This is a genomic window from Novosphingobium sp. BL-S-34 (assembly GCF_056857015.1).
Genome location: NZ_CM166472.1, coordinates 1,894,884 through 1,911,490 on the forward strand (window position 1 = coordinate 1,894,884; position 16,607 = coordinate 1,911,490).

The 16,607-nt window shown below is 67.7% G+C and carries 17 protein-coding genes and 1 tRNA gene; 5 read left to right on the forward strand and 13 right to left on the reverse strand.

Features of this window, described 5'->3' with window-relative positions:
* Positions 1–5: 5 nt before the first annotated feature.
* From AC1VV3_RS08975 to AC1VV3_RS08990, 4 genes are all read right to left on the reverse strand, one after another.
* Complete coding sequence (locus tag AC1VV3_RS08975; protein ID WP_482961582.1) at positions 6–1,019, reverse strand: AAA family ATPase; 1,014 nt, start codon at positions 1,017–1,019, stop codon at positions 6–8.
* Positions 1,016–2,365: a DUF4350 domain-containing protein gene (locus AC1VV3_RS08980; RefSeq protein WP_482961583.1), complete on the reverse strand. Its 1,350-nt coding sequence runs from the start codon at positions 2,363–2,365 to the stop codon at positions 1,016–1,018. Before AC1VV3_RS08980 ends, AC1VV3_RS08975 begins: the two co-directional genes overlap by 4 nt.
* On the reverse strand, positions 2,362–3,021 hold the full coding sequence (locus AC1VV3_RS08985; protein WP_482961584.1) for a hypothetical protein: 660 nt from the start codon (positions 3,019–3,021) through the stop codon (positions 2,362–2,364). Before AC1VV3_RS08985 ends, AC1VV3_RS08980 begins: the two co-directional genes overlap by 4 nt.
* A 159-nt stretch (positions 3,022–3,180) precedes the next feature.
* The gene (locus AC1VV3_RS08990) at positions 3,181–4,089 is read right to left on the reverse strand and encodes a prephenate dehydratase (RefSeq protein WP_132264498.1); all 909 of its coding nucleotides are present in this window, start codon (positions 4,087–4,089) and stop codon (positions 3,181–3,183) included.
* A gap of 130 nt (positions 4,090–4,219) precedes the next feature.
* On the opposite strand from AC1VV3_RS08990, the gene AC1VV3_RS08995 reads away from it, so the two are divergent.
* On the forward strand, positions 4,220–4,849 hold the full coding sequence (locus AC1VV3_RS08995) for a c-type cytochrome (RefSeq protein ID WP_134094762.1): 630 nt from the start codon (positions 4,220–4,222) through the stop codon (positions 4,847–4,849).
* Positions 4,850–5,107: 258 nt separating this feature from the next.
* Here AC1VV3_RS08995 and AC1VV3_RS09000 read toward each other — a convergent pair whose 3' ends face one another.
* The 3 genes from AC1VV3_RS09000 to AC1VV3_RS09010 are packed head-to-tail and all read right to left on the reverse strand — an operon-like array spanning position 5,108 to position 7,772.
* Entirely contained in the window at positions 5,108–5,659 is a 552-nt protein-coding gene (locus tag AC1VV3_RS09000) for an RBBP9/YdeN family alpha/beta hydrolase (RefSeq protein WP_482961585.1), read from the reverse strand.
* On the reverse strand, positions 5,656–6,333 hold the full coding sequence (locus tag AC1VV3_RS09005) for an RlmE family RNA methyltransferase (RefSeq protein ID WP_132264492.1): 678 nt from the start codon (positions 6,331–6,333) through the stop codon (positions 5,656–5,658). Before AC1VV3_RS09005 ends, AC1VV3_RS09000 begins: the two co-directional genes overlap by 4 nt.
* Complete coding sequence (locus tag AC1VV3_RS09010) at positions 6,330–7,772, reverse strand: Ppx/GppA phosphatase family protein (protein ID WP_132264490.1); 1,443 nt, start codon at positions 7,770–7,772, stop codon at positions 6,330–6,332. The genes AC1VV3_RS09005 and AC1VV3_RS09010 overlap by 4 nt, the downstream gene beginning before the upstream one ends.
* A 148-nt stretch (positions 7,773–7,920) precedes the next feature.
* On the opposite strand from AC1VV3_RS09010, the gene AC1VV3_RS09015 reads away from it, so the two are divergent.
* Both AC1VV3_RS09015 and AC1VV3_RS09020 read left to right on the forward strand, forming a co-directional pair.
* A tRNA-Gln gene (locus AC1VV3_RS09015) sits at positions 7,921–7,994 on the forward strand.
* Between the two features lie 348 nt (positions 7,995–8,342).
* Positions 8,343–8,615: a histidine kinase gene (locus AC1VV3_RS09020; protein WP_482961586.1), complete on the forward strand. Its 273-nt coding sequence runs from the start codon at positions 8,343–8,345 to the stop codon at positions 8,613–8,615.
* 15 nt (positions 8,616–8,630) lie between these two features.
* Here AC1VV3_RS09020 and hemN read toward each other — a convergent pair whose 3' ends face one another.
* A complete protein-coding gene (gene hemN / locus AC1VV3_RS09025) occupies positions 8,631–9,944 on the reverse strand; it encodes an oxygen-independent coproporphyrinogen III oxidase (protein ID WP_482962083.1) in 1,314 nt (437 codons plus the stop codon).
* Between the two features lie 189 nt (positions 9,945–10,133).
* Here hemN and AC1VV3_RS09030 point away from each other — a divergent pair, with 189 nt between their 5' ends.
* Positions 10,134–10,844 carry an OmpW/AlkL family protein gene (locus tag AC1VV3_RS09030; RefSeq protein WP_482961587.1) on the forward strand — a complete coding sequence of 237 codons (711 nt, stop codon included), beginning with the start codon at positions 10,134–10,136 and terminating at the stop codon, positions 10,842–10,844.
* Positions 10,845–10,979: 135 nt separating this feature from the next.
* On the opposite strand, the gene AC1VV3_RS09035 is transcribed toward AC1VV3_RS09030, so the two are convergent.
* Together AC1VV3_RS09035 and AC1VV3_RS09040 are read right to left on the reverse strand one after the other, a co-directional pair.
* Positions 10,980–11,681, reverse strand: a complete 702-nt coding sequence (locus AC1VV3_RS09035; protein ID WP_482961588.1) for a Crp/Fnr family transcriptional regulator — start codon at positions 11,679–11,681, stop codon at positions 10,980–10,982.
* A gap of 62 nt (positions 11,682–11,743) precedes the next feature.
* On the reverse strand, positions 11,744–12,802 hold the full coding sequence (locus tag AC1VV3_RS09040) for a S66 peptidase family protein (protein WP_482961589.1): 1,059 nt from the start codon (positions 12,800–12,802) through the stop codon (positions 11,744–11,746).
* A 190-nt stretch (positions 12,803–12,992) separates the two neighbouring features.
* Here AC1VV3_RS09040 and AC1VV3_RS09045 point away from each other — a divergent pair, with 190 nt between their 5' ends.
* Positions 12,993–13,868: an LOG family protein gene (locus tag AC1VV3_RS09045; protein ID WP_482961590.1), complete on the forward strand. Its 876-nt coding sequence runs from the start codon at positions 12,993–12,995 to the stop codon at positions 13,866–13,868.
* A 114-nt stretch (positions 13,869–13,982) separates the two neighbouring features.
* On the opposite strand, the gene thiD is transcribed toward AC1VV3_RS09045, so the two are convergent.
* The 3 genes from thiD to glmM all read right to left on the reverse strand — a co-directional run bounded on the left by thiD (position 13,983) and on the right by glmM (position 16,433).
* Complete coding sequence (thiD, locus tag AC1VV3_RS09050; RefSeq protein WP_482961591.1) at positions 13,983–14,732, reverse strand: bifunctional hydroxymethylpyrimidine kinase/phosphomethylpyrimidine kinase; 750 nt, start codon at positions 14,730–14,732, stop codon at positions 13,983–13,985.
* 133 nt (positions 14,733–14,865) lie between these two features.
* Positions 14,866–15,093: a DUF1272 domain-containing protein gene (locus AC1VV3_RS09055; protein ID WP_132264476.1), complete on the reverse strand. Its 228-nt coding sequence runs from the start codon at positions 15,091–15,093 to the stop codon at positions 14,866–14,868.
* The gene (gene glmM / locus AC1VV3_RS09060) at positions 15,093–16,433 is read right to left on the reverse strand and encodes a phosphoglucosamine mutase (protein ID WP_132264474.1); all 1,341 of its coding nucleotides are present in this window, start codon (positions 16,431–16,433) and stop codon (positions 15,093–15,095) included. Before glmM ends, AC1VV3_RS09055 begins: the two co-directional genes overlap by 1 nt.
* Positions 16,434–16,607: the final 174 nt, after the last annotated feature.

The window sequence follows — 16,607 nt, forward strand, 5'->3', positions numbered from 1 at the left end:
CAGGATCACCGGGGCGCCTCGGTCTGCTCGACCAGCTGGGCGACCAGCGCCTCCACCTGCTTGCCCTCGATCTCGGCGGCGGGGCTGAGCAGCAGGCGGTGGCGCAGGACCGACCCGGCGAGCGCCTTGACATCGTCGGGCACCACGTAGTCGCGCCCGTCCAGCGCGGCGCGGGCGCGCGCGGCGCCGGCCAGCAACACGGCCGCGCGGGGGCTGGCGCCGCTCGCAAGGTCCGGGCTCTCCCGCGTGGCGCGCACCAGGCGGACGATATAGTCGGTCACGCTCTCGGCCAGGGTCACTCGCGAAACCGTACGGGACGCCGCCTCGATCACCGCGTGATTGGCAATGGCTTCCACCCCGCAGGCGGCCGGGCTGGGCGCGCCGCGATTCTCGCCGAAGCGCGCGACGATGCGCAGCTCTTCCTCGAAGCTGGGGTAATCGACGCTCACCTTGAACAGGAACCGGTCGAGCTGCGCCTCGGGCAGCGGATAGACGCCCTGGCTCTCGATCGGGTTCTGCGTGGCCACCACCATGAACTGCTCCGGCAGGGCGTGGGCGGTGCCATCCAGCGTGACGCGGCGCTCCTGCATGGCTTCCAGCAGCGCGGCCTGGGTCTTGGGCGGCGTGCGGTTGATCTCGTCCGCCAGCAGCAGGTCGCAGAAGATCGGACCATGAGTCAGCGTGAACTGGCTGGTCTGGAAGTTGAACAGGTTCGAGCCCAGAATATCGCCCGGCATAAGGTCCGGCGTGAACTGGATGCGGCCGAAATCCAGGCCCAGGGTCGCGGCGAAGCACTGCGCCAGGAAAGTCTTGGCCGTGCCCGGAGGCCCTTCCAGCAGGACATGGCCGCGCGCCAGCAGGGCGATCAGCAGATGCTCCACCGTCGCGCTCTGGCCGACCACCGCCTTGCCGATCTGCTCGCGAATGCTTCCCGCAAGCACGGCGACCCCGGCGAGATCGACCGCGAAATCGCCCCGAGCGAAATCGCCTTCGGCATTCGGGGAGTGGGCATCGGTCATCGAGTCAGCATCCTTTCGAGCGCGTGAAGATCGCGCGCAGCCTTGACGAGATCGTGCGATTTGCGCGCATGGCGAAGGCGCGCGGAAATCGCGGAAAAGGGTTCGGCATCCGCCCTGCGCGAGGCAAGGGCGCGGTCGATCGCGGCGTCGGCCTGCTCGGGCGGGAGCGTGCGCGGCAGGGCGAGAGCACGGATCAACCGGTCGCGGGCATGGTCGGCATAAGGTCCGCCGATCAGGTGCAGTCTATGCGAGCGGCGCACCAGTCCGGCAGAATTGGCCACCAGCGCGCGCTTGCCGAAAGCGATGGCCCGCTCTCCCGCCAGCGGCGGCCCGAAGCGCAGGAAAGCGCGCCATCCCAGCACCAGGGCGGCCAGCAGCAGGCAGAGCGTGGCGGCCAGGAATGGCGGGGTGAAAGCCAGGGTCAGCAGATTCTGCGCGCGCCCGAAACCGTTCATGGTGAGGTCGAACGTCACCGTGCCACGGGGCTCGACTTCGCTGGCCGCGACCAGCGCGTCCACCAACTGCGCGGCGCGGCGGTCGGCCATGCCCCAATTGTCGACGAGGTCGGGTTCGAACACCAGGATCAGGGGGTAGAGGTCCTCGTCCTCCGGGTCGCTGCTCATACCTGTCAGCGCCGCGTCCTCAAGCGCGGGATAGCTGCCGCCGTCGTCGATGAAGGCGGCGAGAACGCGCCCGTCCTGCTCCTCCACCACCGGCACCAGCGTATCGCCCTTGCCCGATTGCAGCGCCTTGCGGCTGGGCAGCGCGCCCTCCAGGCCGAAGCCGTGCCAGCGGGCCTTCGCGCCGTTGGCGTCGACCTCGCCCTGCACGACCGTCACGTCATCGAGGAAACCGCGCCATTCGAGCGGCCGCATGCCCTGGAGATTGACCCAGCCGGTCTTGGCCTTTTCCTGCTCGCGCCCGGGCTGCAAGGCCATCCACTTGGGCAGGATCACCAGCGTCGGCCCGATGTAGCGCCGCTTCGAGACGATCTTCTCGATATCCTCGCCATCGGCCCCGGCAGGCGGAGTGAGCACCAGCAGGCCCGGCTTGTCGAGCGCGCCCACGTTGCGCGCGCGAACCACCGGGTGCCCGCGCTTCTCTATATAGCGCGCCATGGCGGCATAGCCGTTGAGGCCGCGCCCGTCGGCGTGGGACTGGCCGTCGTTGGTGGAGCCGAAGCCGGTGCCGGTCCCGATCATCCACAAGAGCGAAAGGAACAGCGCCGATCCGATCAGCACCAGCGCCAGCACCGCCCAGCGCGAGAACGGATTGGCGCCGACAGGAATACCGGCTTCCGCAGCAGGTCTCGCATCGGCAGGCGCTGTTGCTGTCATCTCGCTCATGCGCGCAGTTCCAGCCGGGCGAAGCGGGCATAGGCCTCGCGCGCGGCGGCCCAGTCGTCGGCGCCCAGTTCGCGCAGCGCGAAGCGGCTGCGCTCCACGCGGGCGGCGATCGTGGCGAACGCCTCGCGGCCGCTGTCCGGAAGCGAGGGCAATACCGAAATTTCCCGCGCGGTGCTGGCCGGGTGCAGCCAGTCCGGCCGCGCCTGCCGGATCTGCCCCACGCTGCGGCGCAGGAGCAAGTGAGTGGCCTCGTCGAACCGGCCCTCCCCGGCAAGGCGGTCCGCGTCCTCCAGCAGGGCCAGCGCCTCGGCCTCGGCCGGCACCCAGGCCTCGGGCGCTTCCTCGCGGCTGCGGCCGCGCCAGGCCTCGATGACCGGGCCCACCAGACGCCAGAGGATGAACAGCGCCAGAAGCACCGCCAGCGCGATCAATATGTTGGAGAACACCGGCCAGGACATGCCCAGCAACCTTCCAAGCGGCGCGAAGATCGCCTCCAGCATGCGGCCGAGCGCCTGGAGCCATTCCGGAACCTGCCCCGGAGGATCGGGTTTGAAGGGCGGCAACGGCGCGTACTGGATATCGGCCGCGCCACGCACGGCTTCCCAGTCGCTCGCGGCGTCCCGGGCCGCACCCGCCATCTGACCCCTAGCAGCCATTACCCGCCGATGATTGGCATGGGCCGGGAGCAGGCGCAAGCCGTTGCGATGAAAGGATTGGATAGCGATCGAGGAGGGGTTGCGGCCGCCTGTCCGTCATGGACGGCACGGCGCGCGCCCGGCCAGGACGCGCGCCGTGCCGGACCGAACCAGGATCGCCTATCCGCGCGAGCGGGCCTGCTTGTAGGTGCCGAGCGGACGCACGTACTTGCAATGGAATGCAAGTTCCTGAAGCGCCATGTCGATGCGCGGCTCGCCGGGGGCACCTTCGATGTCGGCGTAGAAGGTGGTGGCCGCGAAGCTGGCACCGATCTGGTAGCTCTCCAGCTTGGTCATGTTGACGCCATTGGTGGCAAAGCCGCCCAGCGCCTTGTAGAGCGCGGCGGGGATGTTCTTCACCTCGAAGATGAAAGTCGTCACCGCCTTCTCGCCCTTGAGCGCGAAGGGATCGAGCGGCTCACGCGAGAGGACGACGAAGCGCGTGGTGTTGTCCGCCGCGTCCTCGACATTCTCCTCGACGATCTTGAGGCCGTAGAGTTCCGCAGCCAGGTTCGGGGCGATGGCGCAGGCCGCGGTATCGCCCTGCTCGCGCACGAAGGCGGCAGCGCCGGCGGTATCGGCATAGGCCATCGGCACGATGCCCCGCTCGCGCAAGTAGTGACGCGACTGGCCGAGCGCCTGCGGGTGGCTGTAGGCCCCCGAGAACGGCCCCATGGTGCCGTCCGCATTGGGCAGTGCCATCAGCGCATGCTCGATGCCCATGAAGTGCTCGCCCACGATCGACAACCCGCTTTCCGGCAGCAGGAAATGGATGTCCGCCACGCGGCCGTGCTGCGAATTCTCGATCGGGATGATGGCCCGGTCGGCCCGGCCGTCCTTCACCGCATCCAGCGCATCCTCGAAGGAAAAGCACGGCAGCGGCAGACAGTCGGGATCGTGTTCCAACGCCGCTCGGTGCGAATTGCATCCGGGGGCGCCCTGGAAGGCCGCCGCGCGCGAAGGATCGGCCGCAGCGGCCTCGTTCATGCGGGCGACCAGGTCGAGAGCGGGTTCGGGATAGGAATGCATAGCGTCCGCGCGATTAAGCCGCAAAGGCGATGTCCGCAATGGCTCTTGCACTAACCTGCTGGCAACTCTAGAGCCTCAACCCAAAGAGGATGAGAAAAAACTCCACCCGTGGGGCAAGGGCAAACAAGAAATGGATGATCGTTTCAACACCATTGCCGGCTGGGCTTTGTTCGCCGGTATCGTCGGTCTTGGTCTGACCACCGTCAGCTCTCATTACTTCCGTGCAGACAAGCCGCATCGTCCCGAGACGATGGGTTACGCCATCGAAGGCGTGGAACAGGAAGGCGAAGCAGGCGCCGAAGCGCCGATCGCCACGCTTCTTGCCAGCGCGGACCCGGCCAAGGGACAAGCCACTTTCGCCAAGTGCCAGTCCTGCCACACGATCAACCAGGGCGGCACCAACGGCATCGGTCCCAATCTCTACGGCGTGGTCGGTGAAGGCATCGGCCAGGGCGTCGGCGGTTTCGCTTTCTCCGACGCGCTCAAGGGCGTTGGCGGCAAGTGGGACTTCGACAAGCTGAACGACTGGCTGAAAAGCCCGAAGGCTTTCGCGCCCGGCACCAAGATGACGTTCGCCGGCCTGCCCAAGGGTGAGGATCGCGCCAACGTGATCGCCTACCTCAACGCCCAGGGTTCGAACCTGCCGCTTCCCGCCGCACCTGCAGCAGCAGCAGCAGCAGCACCGGCAGCCGGCGATGCGCCCGCCGCCGCCAGCAGCGAAGCCGCAGCCGCGCCCGCAGCCGCCGCGGCTGCCGAGTAATACCCGATTTCCGGTAGCGGTCTGGCCTGACTCCGTCGGGCGGACCGCCCGGTCTAGGAATCCGGCCAGGCCGGCAGAAAACGGTCCCGCGGGCGCCACCGAGTCGCCTTGCGGGCCGTTTTCGTCAGGACGTAGAGGCGGCCTCGGCCCCGATCGCGAACCACTTTCGAGCAGGTGGAATCACCTGATGACCCAGAAAAACGCGGCAAACCAGAAGCCTGGAGCAGTTGATCCGATGCATCCAGATTGGAAACTGCTCTAGTCTTCGATCTTGCCCGTCAAACCATCTTCGAAGCGGCGGAGCTGTTCGCGGCCCCAGGACCAGTCGCCGAGGCCACTTGCGGCATTGATGTGCCCCAGCGCCCCGGCCTCGACGAAGGACGCGCCCCATTGGCGGGCGCGCATACGGGAATGGACGAGCGGACCATAGGGATCGTCCGAACTCGCCACGACCACCGCCGGAAACCGCAGGAAAAGCTCGGGCGGATTGCCGAAGCTCGCCGCCTCTTGCGGAAAATCCGGGCCTTGCGGATCCGGCATCGCCACCAGGAACGCGCCTCGCACCGCCCGGTCGGACCGCGCGCTCCAATGCGCGACGAGCAGGCAGGACAGGCTGTGAGCGACGAGGATCGGTGCCTCGGAGCACGCGGCCACGGCCGCGTCCAGCGCGGCGATCCACTGATCGAGCTGCGGCGCGTCCCAGCTGTCGGGCGCGAACCGCCGCATCTCCGGCTCGGCGGCTTCCCACCGCGTTTGCCAGTGCTCCGGCCCTGAACCGCCAATGCCGGGCAGGACCAGATAGGCGCTCATTCGCCGCTGTCCGCCGGCCCCTTGAACCCCTTGGCGATCACGTACCACTCGGACGAACCCTTGCGGCTGGCCGGCGGCTTGGCGTGCTTCACGCTGGTGAAGCGCCGCTTGAGAATGCCGAGCAGCTCGGTGTCCGTACCGCCCGCGAAGACCTTGGCAACGAAAGTACCGCCGGGCGCCAGGTACTGGATCGCGAAATCGGCCGCCGTTTCCACCAGCCCCATGGTGCGCAAGTGGTCCGTCTGCTTGTGGCCGACGGTATTGGCCGCCATGTCCGAGAGGACGAGGTCCGGCGCGCCTTCCAGGGCCTGTTCCAGCGCCGCGGGGGCCTCGTCGGCCATGAAGTCCATCTCGAAGATGGTCACGCCCTCGATCGGGTCGGTGGGCAGCAGGTCGATGCCCACGACTTTGGCCTTGGGGGCCTTGAGACGCAGCACCTGGCTCCAGCCGCCCGGCGCGATGCCGAGGTCGACCGCGCGGGTCACGTTCTTGAAGAGGTCGAATTTCTCGTCGAGTTCCAGCAGCTTGTAGGCGGCGCGGCTACGGTAGCCGTCGGCCTTGGCCTGCTTCACGTAAGGATCGTTGATCTGGCGGGTCAGCCAGCGCGCCGAACTGGTCGTGCGCTTCTTGCCAGTGCGAAGCCGCTCGTTGGGATCGCGTCCGGAACGGCTCATGGCCGGTTCTCCAATAGGTGTGATGGCGCGGGGGCTACCGTGGGCCTGCCGCTGGAATGGGATGCGATGAGGCTGCGCAGGATGCCTTCGCGAATGCCGCGATCGGCCACGCCCAGCCGCGCCGCGGGCCAGAGGTCGAGGATCGATTCGAGGATCGCACAGCCGGCCACGACCAGGTCCGCACGCTCGCGCCCGATGCAGTTCACCTCGCGCCGCTCCTCGATCGACATCGAGGAGAGCCGGGAACTGATGTCGCGCATCGATTCGGCCGGAACGATCAATCCGTCCACCATGCGGCGGTCGTATTGCGGCAGTTCGAGGTGGAGGCTGGCCAGCGTCGTCACCGTGCCGCTGGTGCCCAGCAGGCGCAGCGGACCCGTTTCCGCCGCGCTGCCGCGCGCCGGGCCGACGCGCTTGGCAAAGGCGGAAAAGCTTTCCGAGACCAGGCCATGCATGTGGCGATAACGCGCGAGGCGTTCCTCCAGCGTCGTGCCTTCCGGCCCGCAGCTCTCGGTCAGCGAAACGACGCCCCAGGGCACCGATTGCCAGTCGAGGATACGCGGCACGGTGCCGGTGCTCTCGATCAGGACGAGTTCGGTCGATCCGCCGCCGATGTCGAAGATCATCGCCGGGCCGAAGCCTTCCTCCAGCAGCACATGGCAGCCGAGCACGGCCAGCCGCGCTTCCTCGCGCGCGCTGATGATGTCGAGCGCGATGCCGGTTTCCTCGCGCACGCGCTCGATGAATTCCGGGCCGTTCTCCGCGCGGCGGCAGGCCTCGGTCGCCACCGAGCGGGCGAGATAGACATTGCGGCGCATCAGCTTTTCGGCGCAGACCCGCAGTGCGGCCAGCGTCCGGTCCATCGCCGCCTCGGACAGACGGCCGGACTGCGCCAGGCCTTCTCCCAGCCGCACGACGCGGCTGAACGCATCGATCACCGTGAAATTCTCGCCCGATGGCCGGGCGATCAGGAGACGGCAATTGTTGGTGCCGAGGTCGATGGCGGCATAGGACTGCCGGTAGGACGGGCGCGACGACGGCCCGTTCGCGCCCGGAAGGACGGGCGTGAAGCCGGCAGGCACGAAGCTGGCCGCCGGGAAGCCGGGTGCAACGGTCTTCGCTTCTGCCGGCACCGTCTTGGCGGCAACGGCTTCGCCCTGGGCGCGCGGTTTCTTGGAGGAACGCGCCGCGCCCTTGCGGGAGCCGCGCTTCCGGGCAGCCGCCCGGCGCGATTCCGGCTGGCGGGGCGACGCCTGCGAGCCGGATGTCTTCTCTTCGCGCGGCGCTCCGCCTGCCTCGGCGGCGCCGCCCGGAGGGCGCGCCTTCGCCTTGGCCGTGTCGGGTCCGGACGAGCGTGACTTGCCCTTCCTCGCCTTGCGCCGCCTTCCAGTGCGGCCCGACACATCGACTCTTGCTGCCGGCGGATCTTGCTCCGCCATGATATGTAATCTCGTTCGAATAAATCTTACCGCCGTGCGCGGCGGATACCTGGGGCGATGCTAACGCCCCCCGGGCCAAGGGGCAACCCTGACTGCAAAAAGGGTGCTTGACGCGAATCAGAAGCCCTACTAGAGGGGCGCCTCCCGATGCCCCGTCGTCTAATGGTAAGACTACGGATTCTGATTCCGTCTATCGAGGTTCGAATCCTCGCGGGGCATCCAATTCTCCCTAAATCGCTGAAATCCGCTTCTTCTTCGGGAAGCGCGTCTGGCATCGCCGGACGCTTTCGCATGCCCTGGCGGCGTGCGAATCGTGCCGGATCCCGGCGGTTTTCCGGTTCATGTCTGGAGTTGGCGCCCGCCCGGAAAGAGGGGCGGCCCTTCGCGGGGAAGAGCCGCCCGAAGTCGGGGAGAAGCGGTTGCCACCGCCGGCAAGGTTCGACTTGGCGGTGCACGACCGGCACGGCCCATCTGCCAGCCCCCGCTCCGCACTGCATTGATCGTGGTCAATCGACCGATTCGCGCCTGCCCCGGCCTTCAATTTTTCGCCGATTCGCCGTCCTGCCGAAAATGGATGATCCGCATTTCAGGCCCACACCGATCCTGCGTGAACGCCGCCGTAGCCGCTGCGCCCATGTCACGCTGATGGATTCGCACGGCAGGCCGATCGACGTGATCGTGCGCAATGTCTCGTCACGAGGGTTGAGCGCGGCGGCGGCGGGCCAGCCGCCTGCCTGCAACGAAGTCGTGCGCGCGGCGATGGACGACGGCCGCGAACTGTGGGGCCTCGTGCGCTGGGTGGACGGCAATCTCTTCGGCGTGGAATTCGACATTCGCCCCTGAGGGAGCAAGGCGCCGTCAGACCGCCGAACTGAACCGTCGCAGCGAATCCTTGCGATAGGGATCGAAGCGCGCCGCGATCGAGCGGGCATAGGGCAGGCCCTGGGGCAGGATCACCAGATCCTCTCCGTCGCTGTCACAGAGCCCGGCATCGAAATAGGGCAGCAGCAGCGGCCAGGCCTCGCATTGCAGGTCGCGCGGGATCGGCGCCCTGCCCCGGCACAGCAGCGCCTCGATCACCGCGCCGCGCCGCCGGTCTTCGCCGCTGCGGCGAATCCCGCGGTTGGCGGCGATGCGGTCCTGCGAGAGCATCATGCGATAGCGCCCGGTGTTCTTCTCGTTCTGGACCAGCAGCTCGGGAAAGCCGCTGATCGACGAAGCGCCCAGACCCAGCAACACCGGCGCCTTGTCCTCGGTGAAGCCCTGGAAGTTGCGGCGCAGGCTTCCCGATAGCGCCGCCTGCGCCAGGGCGTCTCCGGGCCGGGCGAAGTGATCGAAACCGATGGGTACATAACCGGCCTCGACCAGAAGCGCATGGCCGCGCGCGGCCATGGCGAATCGCTGCTCCGCATCGGGCAGGGCACGGGCATCGATCTTGCGCTGGCGCGCGATCAGGTGCGGCACATGGGCATAGCCGAACAGCGCGATCCGGTCGGCCCCCAGCGCGGCGGTTCGCGCCAGCGAATCTTCCAGATCGGCCATCGTCTGCCCGGGAAGCCCGTACATCAGGTCGAAGTTAAGCGAATCGATGCCTGCCGCGCGCAGCATCGCGGTCGTTTCCTCGATCATCCACGCCGGCTGCACCCGGCCTATGGCCTGCTGAAGGCCCGGCGCGAACGTCTGCACCCCCAGGCTGGCGCGCGTGATCCCCACCGCGCCGATCACGGCCGCCCATTCGCGGCCCATCGTGCGCGGGTCCAGCTCGATCGACAGGACCGGGCGCGATGCGGGGAACTGCAGCGTCAGCGCGTCCACCAGCCGCACGAAGTCGACCGGGGGAATTCCGTTGGGACTGCCGCCACCAAAGGCGATGCGCGTGACCCGGGCGCCTTGCGGCAGGCGTTCGGCGACAAGGCCGATCTCGCGGTGGAGGGCATCGAGATAGCCGGAAACGCGATCGGTGCGGTTGGCGACGCTGGTGTTGCAGCCGCAGTACCAGCAGATCTTCTCGCAGAACGGGATATGGACATAGAGCGAGACCTCGCCGTTCACCGCCTCCAGCGCCTGCACGAAAGCCTCGGCGCCGACGGTCTGGTCGAATTCGGCGGCGGTGGGGAAGCTGGTGTAGCGCGGCACGGGCACCGCAAGCAGTTCGGGGTGATAGGTCCACATGCGCAGACCCATCGCGCCTGGAGGCGGCCGCGTCATTGCGCTCGATCAACGGGCGGGAAACCGGCTCGATCTGCCGATTTTTGCGCGCGATCAATGTCCCCGCCGCGCGGGAGGACCAAAGCGGCCCTGCTGCCGCTCAAGAGGGGGGACCCGCACGGTGCGGCCCCGGCGGCGCAGGAAAGACCCAAGATGCGCAAGATGTCCATGCTCGCGGCCGCTGCCCTGACGGCCGCCGCCGCCACCGCGATCGTCACCCCGGCCCAGGCCGGAAGCCCGGACGGCAAGTGGCAGGTCAAGGTTCTGGGCACTGCCGTGCTGCCCGACGGCAAGATCGACAAGATCAGGTCGATCGACACCGACACCGCGCTGGGCGGCACGCTCGCCGGGCTCGAAACCGTGGGCACCAAGGCGAACGACAACCTGGTGCCCACGCTGGCGGTGGAATATTTCTTCAGCAACGCCTTCTCGGTGGAGACGATCTGCTGCTTCACCCAGCACCATGTCAGCGGCACCGGCGACGTGGCGGGCGCCAGCCTGGTCGATCACGTTCTCATCCTGCCGGCCACGGTGACCGCCAAGGCGCATCTCGACACCGGAACGCCCTTCAAGCCCTATGTGGGCGCCGGCCCGGCCTGGTTCTTCGTGTTCGACGAGAAGCCGGGCGATACGGCGCGCGCGCTGGGCGTGGACAGAGTGAAGATGTCGAACAAGGTGGGCTTCGCGCTGCAGGGCGGCGTGGACATCGCCATCAACGACAAGGGGCTGGGCCTCTCGCTCGATGCCAAGAAGTACTGGGTGAAGCCCACCGCCTCGTTCTACGAGGATGGCGTGCTGGCGCTGAAGACGCGCCACGATCTCGATCCCTGGGTCCTGAGCGCAGGCGTGTCCTACCGCTTCTGAGAGACGGTCCGGTTCCGGCAGGCACTTCGGCCATAGCCGGATGCCCGTCGTCCCCGCAAAAACGGGGGCGGCGGGCTCGCCTGCATTACCGTCAGGAGAGCGGGATCAAGGCCTGATCCGGGGACCGACGCCCCTTCAGCCCGCCTCGGCGGTCAGCGCCTCGTGGTCCAGGAGGATCACGTCGCGGCGCGAAGGCAGGTCGATCAGCCGCTCGTTCTTGAAGCGGGTGAACTGGCGGCTCACCGTCTCGATGGTGAGGCCCAGCACGTCGGCGATCTGCTGGCGCGAGAACGGCAGGGTGATGCGGCGCGGGCCGGCATTTTCGAAATTCCAGGCGCAGCCGGGGGGCTGCAACCGCTCGGCCATTTCCAGCAGGAAGCTCGCCAGCTTTTCCGAGGCCGACTTGCGGCCGAGCAGCAGCATCCAGCGGCGCGTGCGGTCCAGTTCGCCCAGGGTCCGCTCCAGCAGCTTGTGTTCCAGCGCCGGATGCTCGCGGGCGAAAGCGTCGAAATCGCGGCGGGAGAAGACGCAGACCGTCGCTTCCGTCAGGGCGGTGGCGCCGTGGCCGGTGGTGCCGCCGAAGGGACGTCCGATAAAGTCCGAAGGATAGACCACGCCGACGATCTGCTCGCGCCCGTCCTCGGTATTGGTCGAAAGCTTCAGCACGCCGTCGATCACGTTGGCCACGAGAACCGAGTCCTCGCCTTCCCAGATCAGCGATTCGCCGGGCTGGATCGTGCGGGTACGCCCGATGGCGTTGAGCGCTTCCAGCTCTTTCGCATCGAGGGATGAACAGATCGCCCGGTTCCGAACGACGCACAGGTCACAGTTGGACATGTGCCCGCGATAACAGTCGCTTCGCCATGTCTCAAGTGCAGGGCAGGGGGACTTGCGTCAGCTTACGCAACCGCCGCCTCCAGCAGGCGCATCGTCCCGGCATCGGCGTCGATCTCCACCGGCAGGCCCACCGGCACGCTGAGCTGCGAGGCGATATGGCCGATCTGGAGCCCCTGGAACGCGGGAACCCTGAGGCCGGAAAACTGCCGGTCGAGCACTTCGTAGATCGTGAAGTTCGAATAGCCGCCGTCGGGGTTCTGGCAGCCGGTGCATTGGCCGAAGACGACCCCGGCCACCCGGTCGAAGATCCCCGCCAGGGCAAGCTGGGTGAGCATGCGGTCGATGCGGTATTCGGATTCGTTGGTGTCCTCGATGAACAGCACGGCCCCCGTGAAGTCCGGCAGGTAGGGCGTGCCCACCAGCGCGGAAAGCACGCTGAGATTGCCGCCAAGCAGCCGGCCGCGCGCCTTGCCGCCGCGGAACGTGCGCAAGTCCTTGCCCCGGCCCGAAAGATTGACGCCCGCACCCTCGGGCACTTGCCAGGTCGGCGTCGCGCCTTCGAAGGCCAGCCCATGGAACGAAGCCCAGGCCGCCGGCGGCCACGAGGCGGAAGCATTCGGCCCGTGGATGCTGGCCACGCCGGTCCGCGCCGCGAAAGCCAGGTGGAGCGCGGTATTGTCGCTGAAGCCCACGAAGAGCTTCGGGTTCGCCGCGATCCTGTCGAAATCGAGCAAGGGCAGGATGCGTGCGCAGCCCCAGCCGCCACGCACGGCCATGATGGCGCGGACCTTGTCGTCGGCGAACATGGCCATGAGATCGTCTGCCCGCGTCCGGTCGGAGCCGGCCAGATAGCCTTCGCGCTGGAGCATGTGCAGCGCCGGCCTCGGCTCCAGGCCCATGGCGCGCACGGTCGCCATGATCTGGTCCAGTCCGAAGCGATCCCCCACGAAGCCCGCCGGCGCGACCAGACCCAGCACGTCGCCTTCCTTCAGGCGCGGGGGCTTCACCAGCTTGCGCGCGGTGCTGCGGACCTGGGCCGAAAGAGCGGGGAGTACCGGCAGCACGGAGCTTGCGGCCACGGCGCCGAAACCGGCCATCGCGGCGCGGCGTGTCATGGTCATGTTCGACATGTCGTGCAGCCTAGAGCGTTTTCCCAGCAGGGGGAATCACCTGATGACCCGGAAAACGCGGCCAACCGTGAAACTGGTGCATCGGGCCTGCTTGCAACCGCATGCCGTGCTTGCGCGCAAGCGTATCATAATTAAATCCTTATCCCTCGACGCCGCGCCTCCCAGCGGCCATGGAATGCAGATGACCGAACAAGAAGACAAGAAAGTCACCAACCGCCGGTTCTACAAGGCCGAGCAGGAAGCCAACTTCGCAGACGCGCAGGAAGGCACGATCCAGACGCAGAACCCGGCCTATCGCCTGGCCTTCCAGGACACCGAGTTCCTGCTGCGCGACGAACTGCGCCCCGTCCGTTTCCAGCTTGAGCTTCTCAAGACCGAGATGCTGCTGGAAGAAGCCAATATCGGCTCGACCATGGTGATGTACGGCTCCGCCCGCATCCCCGCGCCCGAGAATGCTGAAAGCGTCCTGGCCCAGGCCAAGACCGAGGAAGAGAAGAAAGTCGCCGAGCGGCTCGTCGCCAAGGCGAAGTATTACGAGGAAGCCAAGACCCTCGCCAAGCTGGCCAGCCAGTGCTCGGTGGTGGAAAAGGGCATGCGCCAGTTCGTCGTCTGCTCGGGCGGCGGCCCTTCGATCATGGAAGCCGCCAATCGCGGCGCTTCGGAAGTCGGCGCGGAATCGCTGGGCCTCAACATCGTGCTGCCCCATGAGCAGGCCCCCAACCCTTACGTGACGCCGCGGCTCTCGTTCCAGTTCCACTACTTTGCGCTGCGCAAGATGCACTTCCTGCTGCGCGCGCGCGCCGTGGCCGTGTTCCCGGGCGGTTTCGGTACCTTCGACGAATTCTTCGAGCTGCTTACCCTGATCCAGACCGGCAAGATGAAGCCGATCCCGATCCTGCTCTACGGCAAGGAATTCTGGGAACGCGTCGTCAATTTCGAGGCCCTGGCCGACGAAGGCGTCATCAACCGGCAGGACCTCAAGCTGTTCCACTGGTGCGAAACCGGCGAGGAAGGCTGGAAGGTCGTGCAGAAGTTCTACGATCTCGACTGCTGCTGAGGTAAGGGCGGCGGCCGCCGGGCCGCCCCTTTTCCGGACGCACACGCTTTGGCCGGCCCAGTTCTTCGGCTCTCTTGCGTTTCTGCGGCAGGCCCTGCCCGGGCTGTCCGCTGCCTAGCCGCGAACGTGATGTCCCAGCGGGCCATGTCCCGCGCCGTAGCCCGGCGCATTGAACAGCGCCGCGCGCACATAGCCACGCGCGCTGACGATCGCCGCTTCCAGGCCGGCGCCCTGCCCCATGAACGTGGCGATGGCACTGGAGAACGTGCAGCCGGTGCCGTGAGTATGGCGCGTCTCGATGCGCGGTGCGGTCCACGACATCGGCGGTTCGCCGGGCCGCAGCAGCCTGTCTTCCACGATCGGCCCCTCCGCATCGCCGCCCTTGGCGATATAGGCCACTCCGCGCGCCGCCATGGCGCGGTCCCCGCCCAGCGCCTCCAGTTCGGGGACGTTCGGCGTGGTCAGCGTGGCGAGGGTCATCAGCCGTTCGAAAGCGGCAATGGTGGCCGCATCCGCCAGGACCGAGCCGCTGGTGGAGATCATCACCGGATCGAACACCACCGGCACGCCCAGCCGCTCCAGCCGTTCCGCCACGACATGGGCGATCTCGGGACTGCCGAGCATGCCGATCTTCACCGCGTCCACGCCGATGTCGCTTACGCAGGCGTCGATCTGCGCCGCCACCATTTCCGGCAAGAGCGCCGCCACATGCGTAACTCCGCACGTGTTCTGCGCAGTGATCGCGGTGATCGCGGTCATGGCATAGCCGCCGAGCATCGTGATGGTCTTGATATCGGCCTGGATACCGGCACCGCCCGAACTGTCGGAGCCGGCGATGGAAAGGATGCGGGGCGGTGTGGTCATGACGGGCTGATGGCACCCGGGGTGTCGTTCGGCAAGCATGCGCCGGATGGCATCGCGCAAAGCCGCCAAGGCGCGAAGACGTGGCGCAGCCGGCGAAGCCGCCCTGCCCGCTTCGCGCCCTTGCGGGAGCCGATCAGCCCTTGAACCTGCGCTCCTTCGACGGGGGCGCGGAATCGAAATGCCGCTTGGCCCGCGTCGGCCGGTCGAGCAGTTCGCCGCTGCAATTGGGGCAAAGCTCGTCAAGGTCGTCCGCGCATTCGGCGCAGTAGGTGCATTCGAAGCTGCAGATGAACGCGCCGGGGGCATCGGCCGGAAGGTCGGTACCGCAGCGTTCGCAGTCGGGGCGCATTTCGAGGGCCATCAGGCTGCCGCCTCTTCCACGGCCGCGCAAATCGAGGCCACGGCGGCCTCCACCTGCCCGGCATCGTCGCCTTCCGCCATGACGCGGATCAGGGGCTCGGTGCCCGAGGCACGGATGACGAGGCGGCCGCTGCCGTTGAGCGAAGCCTCCGCCTCGGCAATGGCAGTCTTCACGCTGGCCGCCTCCAGCGGCTGCCCGCCCGAGAAGCGGACGTTGCGCAGCAGCTGCGGGACCGGGTCGAAAAGGTGGAGCAGTTCGCTCGCCCGCTTGCCGGACTGGACCAGCGCCGCCAGCACCTGCAGCGCCGCCACGGTGCCGTCCCCGGTGGTCGCATGGTCGAGCAGGATCATGTGGCCCGATTGCTCGCCGCCCACGTTGAACCCGCCCGCGCGCATGCGTTCGAGGACGTGGCGGTCACCCACCTTGGTGCGTTCGAGCGTGAGGCCCTGCCCCTGCAGATAGCGTTCGAGGCCCAGGTTCGACATGACCGTCGCCACCACGCCGCCGCCGCGCAGGGCACCGCGCGCGGCCAGCTGGGTGCCGATCAGCGCCATGATCTGGTCGCCGTCCACGGTCTTGCCCTTTTCGTCCACGACCAGCAGCCGGTCGGCATCGCCGTCAAGCGCGATGCCGATATCCGCTCCGGTCGTGACCACGGTTTCCTGAAGCAGGTCGACGTGCGTGGAGCCGCACTTGTCGTTGATATTGCGGCCGTTGGGCGTGACGCCCACCGCCACGACTTCGGCACCGAGTTCCCACAGGGCCGAGGGCGCGACCTGGTAGGCGGCGCCATTGGCGCAATCGACCGCGATCTTGAGCCCGTCCAGGCGAATGTCATGGGGCAGCGAGCGCTTGACGGCGTGGATGTAGCGCCCGCGGGCATCGTCGATGCGGCGGGCGCGGCCGATGTCCTCGGACGGGGCGAGCGCCAGATCCTGGGCCAGCATGGCCTCGATCGCCAGTTCGTCCTCGTCGGAGAGCTTGAAGCCGTCGGGGCCGAACAACTTGATGCCGTTGTCCTCGTAAGGGTTGTGGCTGGCCGAGATCATCACGCCCACGTCGGCGCGCAGCTCGCGGGTCAGCAGGGCGACGGCCGGGGTCGGCATCGGCCCCAGCAGCACCACGTCCATGCCCACGCTGGTGAAGCCGGCGACAAGCGCGTTTTCCAGCATGTAGCCCGAGAGGCGGGTATCCTTGCCGATCACCACGCGGTGCCGGTGCTTGCCGCGCAGGAAGCGGGTGCCGGCCGCCTGGCCGACCTTCATGGCGATGGCCGCCGTCATCGCGCCCTGGTTGGTGCGGCCGCGGATACCGTCGGTGCCGAAGAATTGTCTGCTCATGACCTGCCCCTTGGAGACTGTCTCGTGAATACCGGATGACGTCCGCAGCCCGCTCGCGCGGCTCCCTCGCCCATCCTCTAGCCGCAGCGCCGCCAAATTGCCAAGAGCGGCGGCACCGCTTATGAGCAAGGCCGACCCCGCAGGCCCCCGCGCGGCCATATCTCCCAGGAGCCC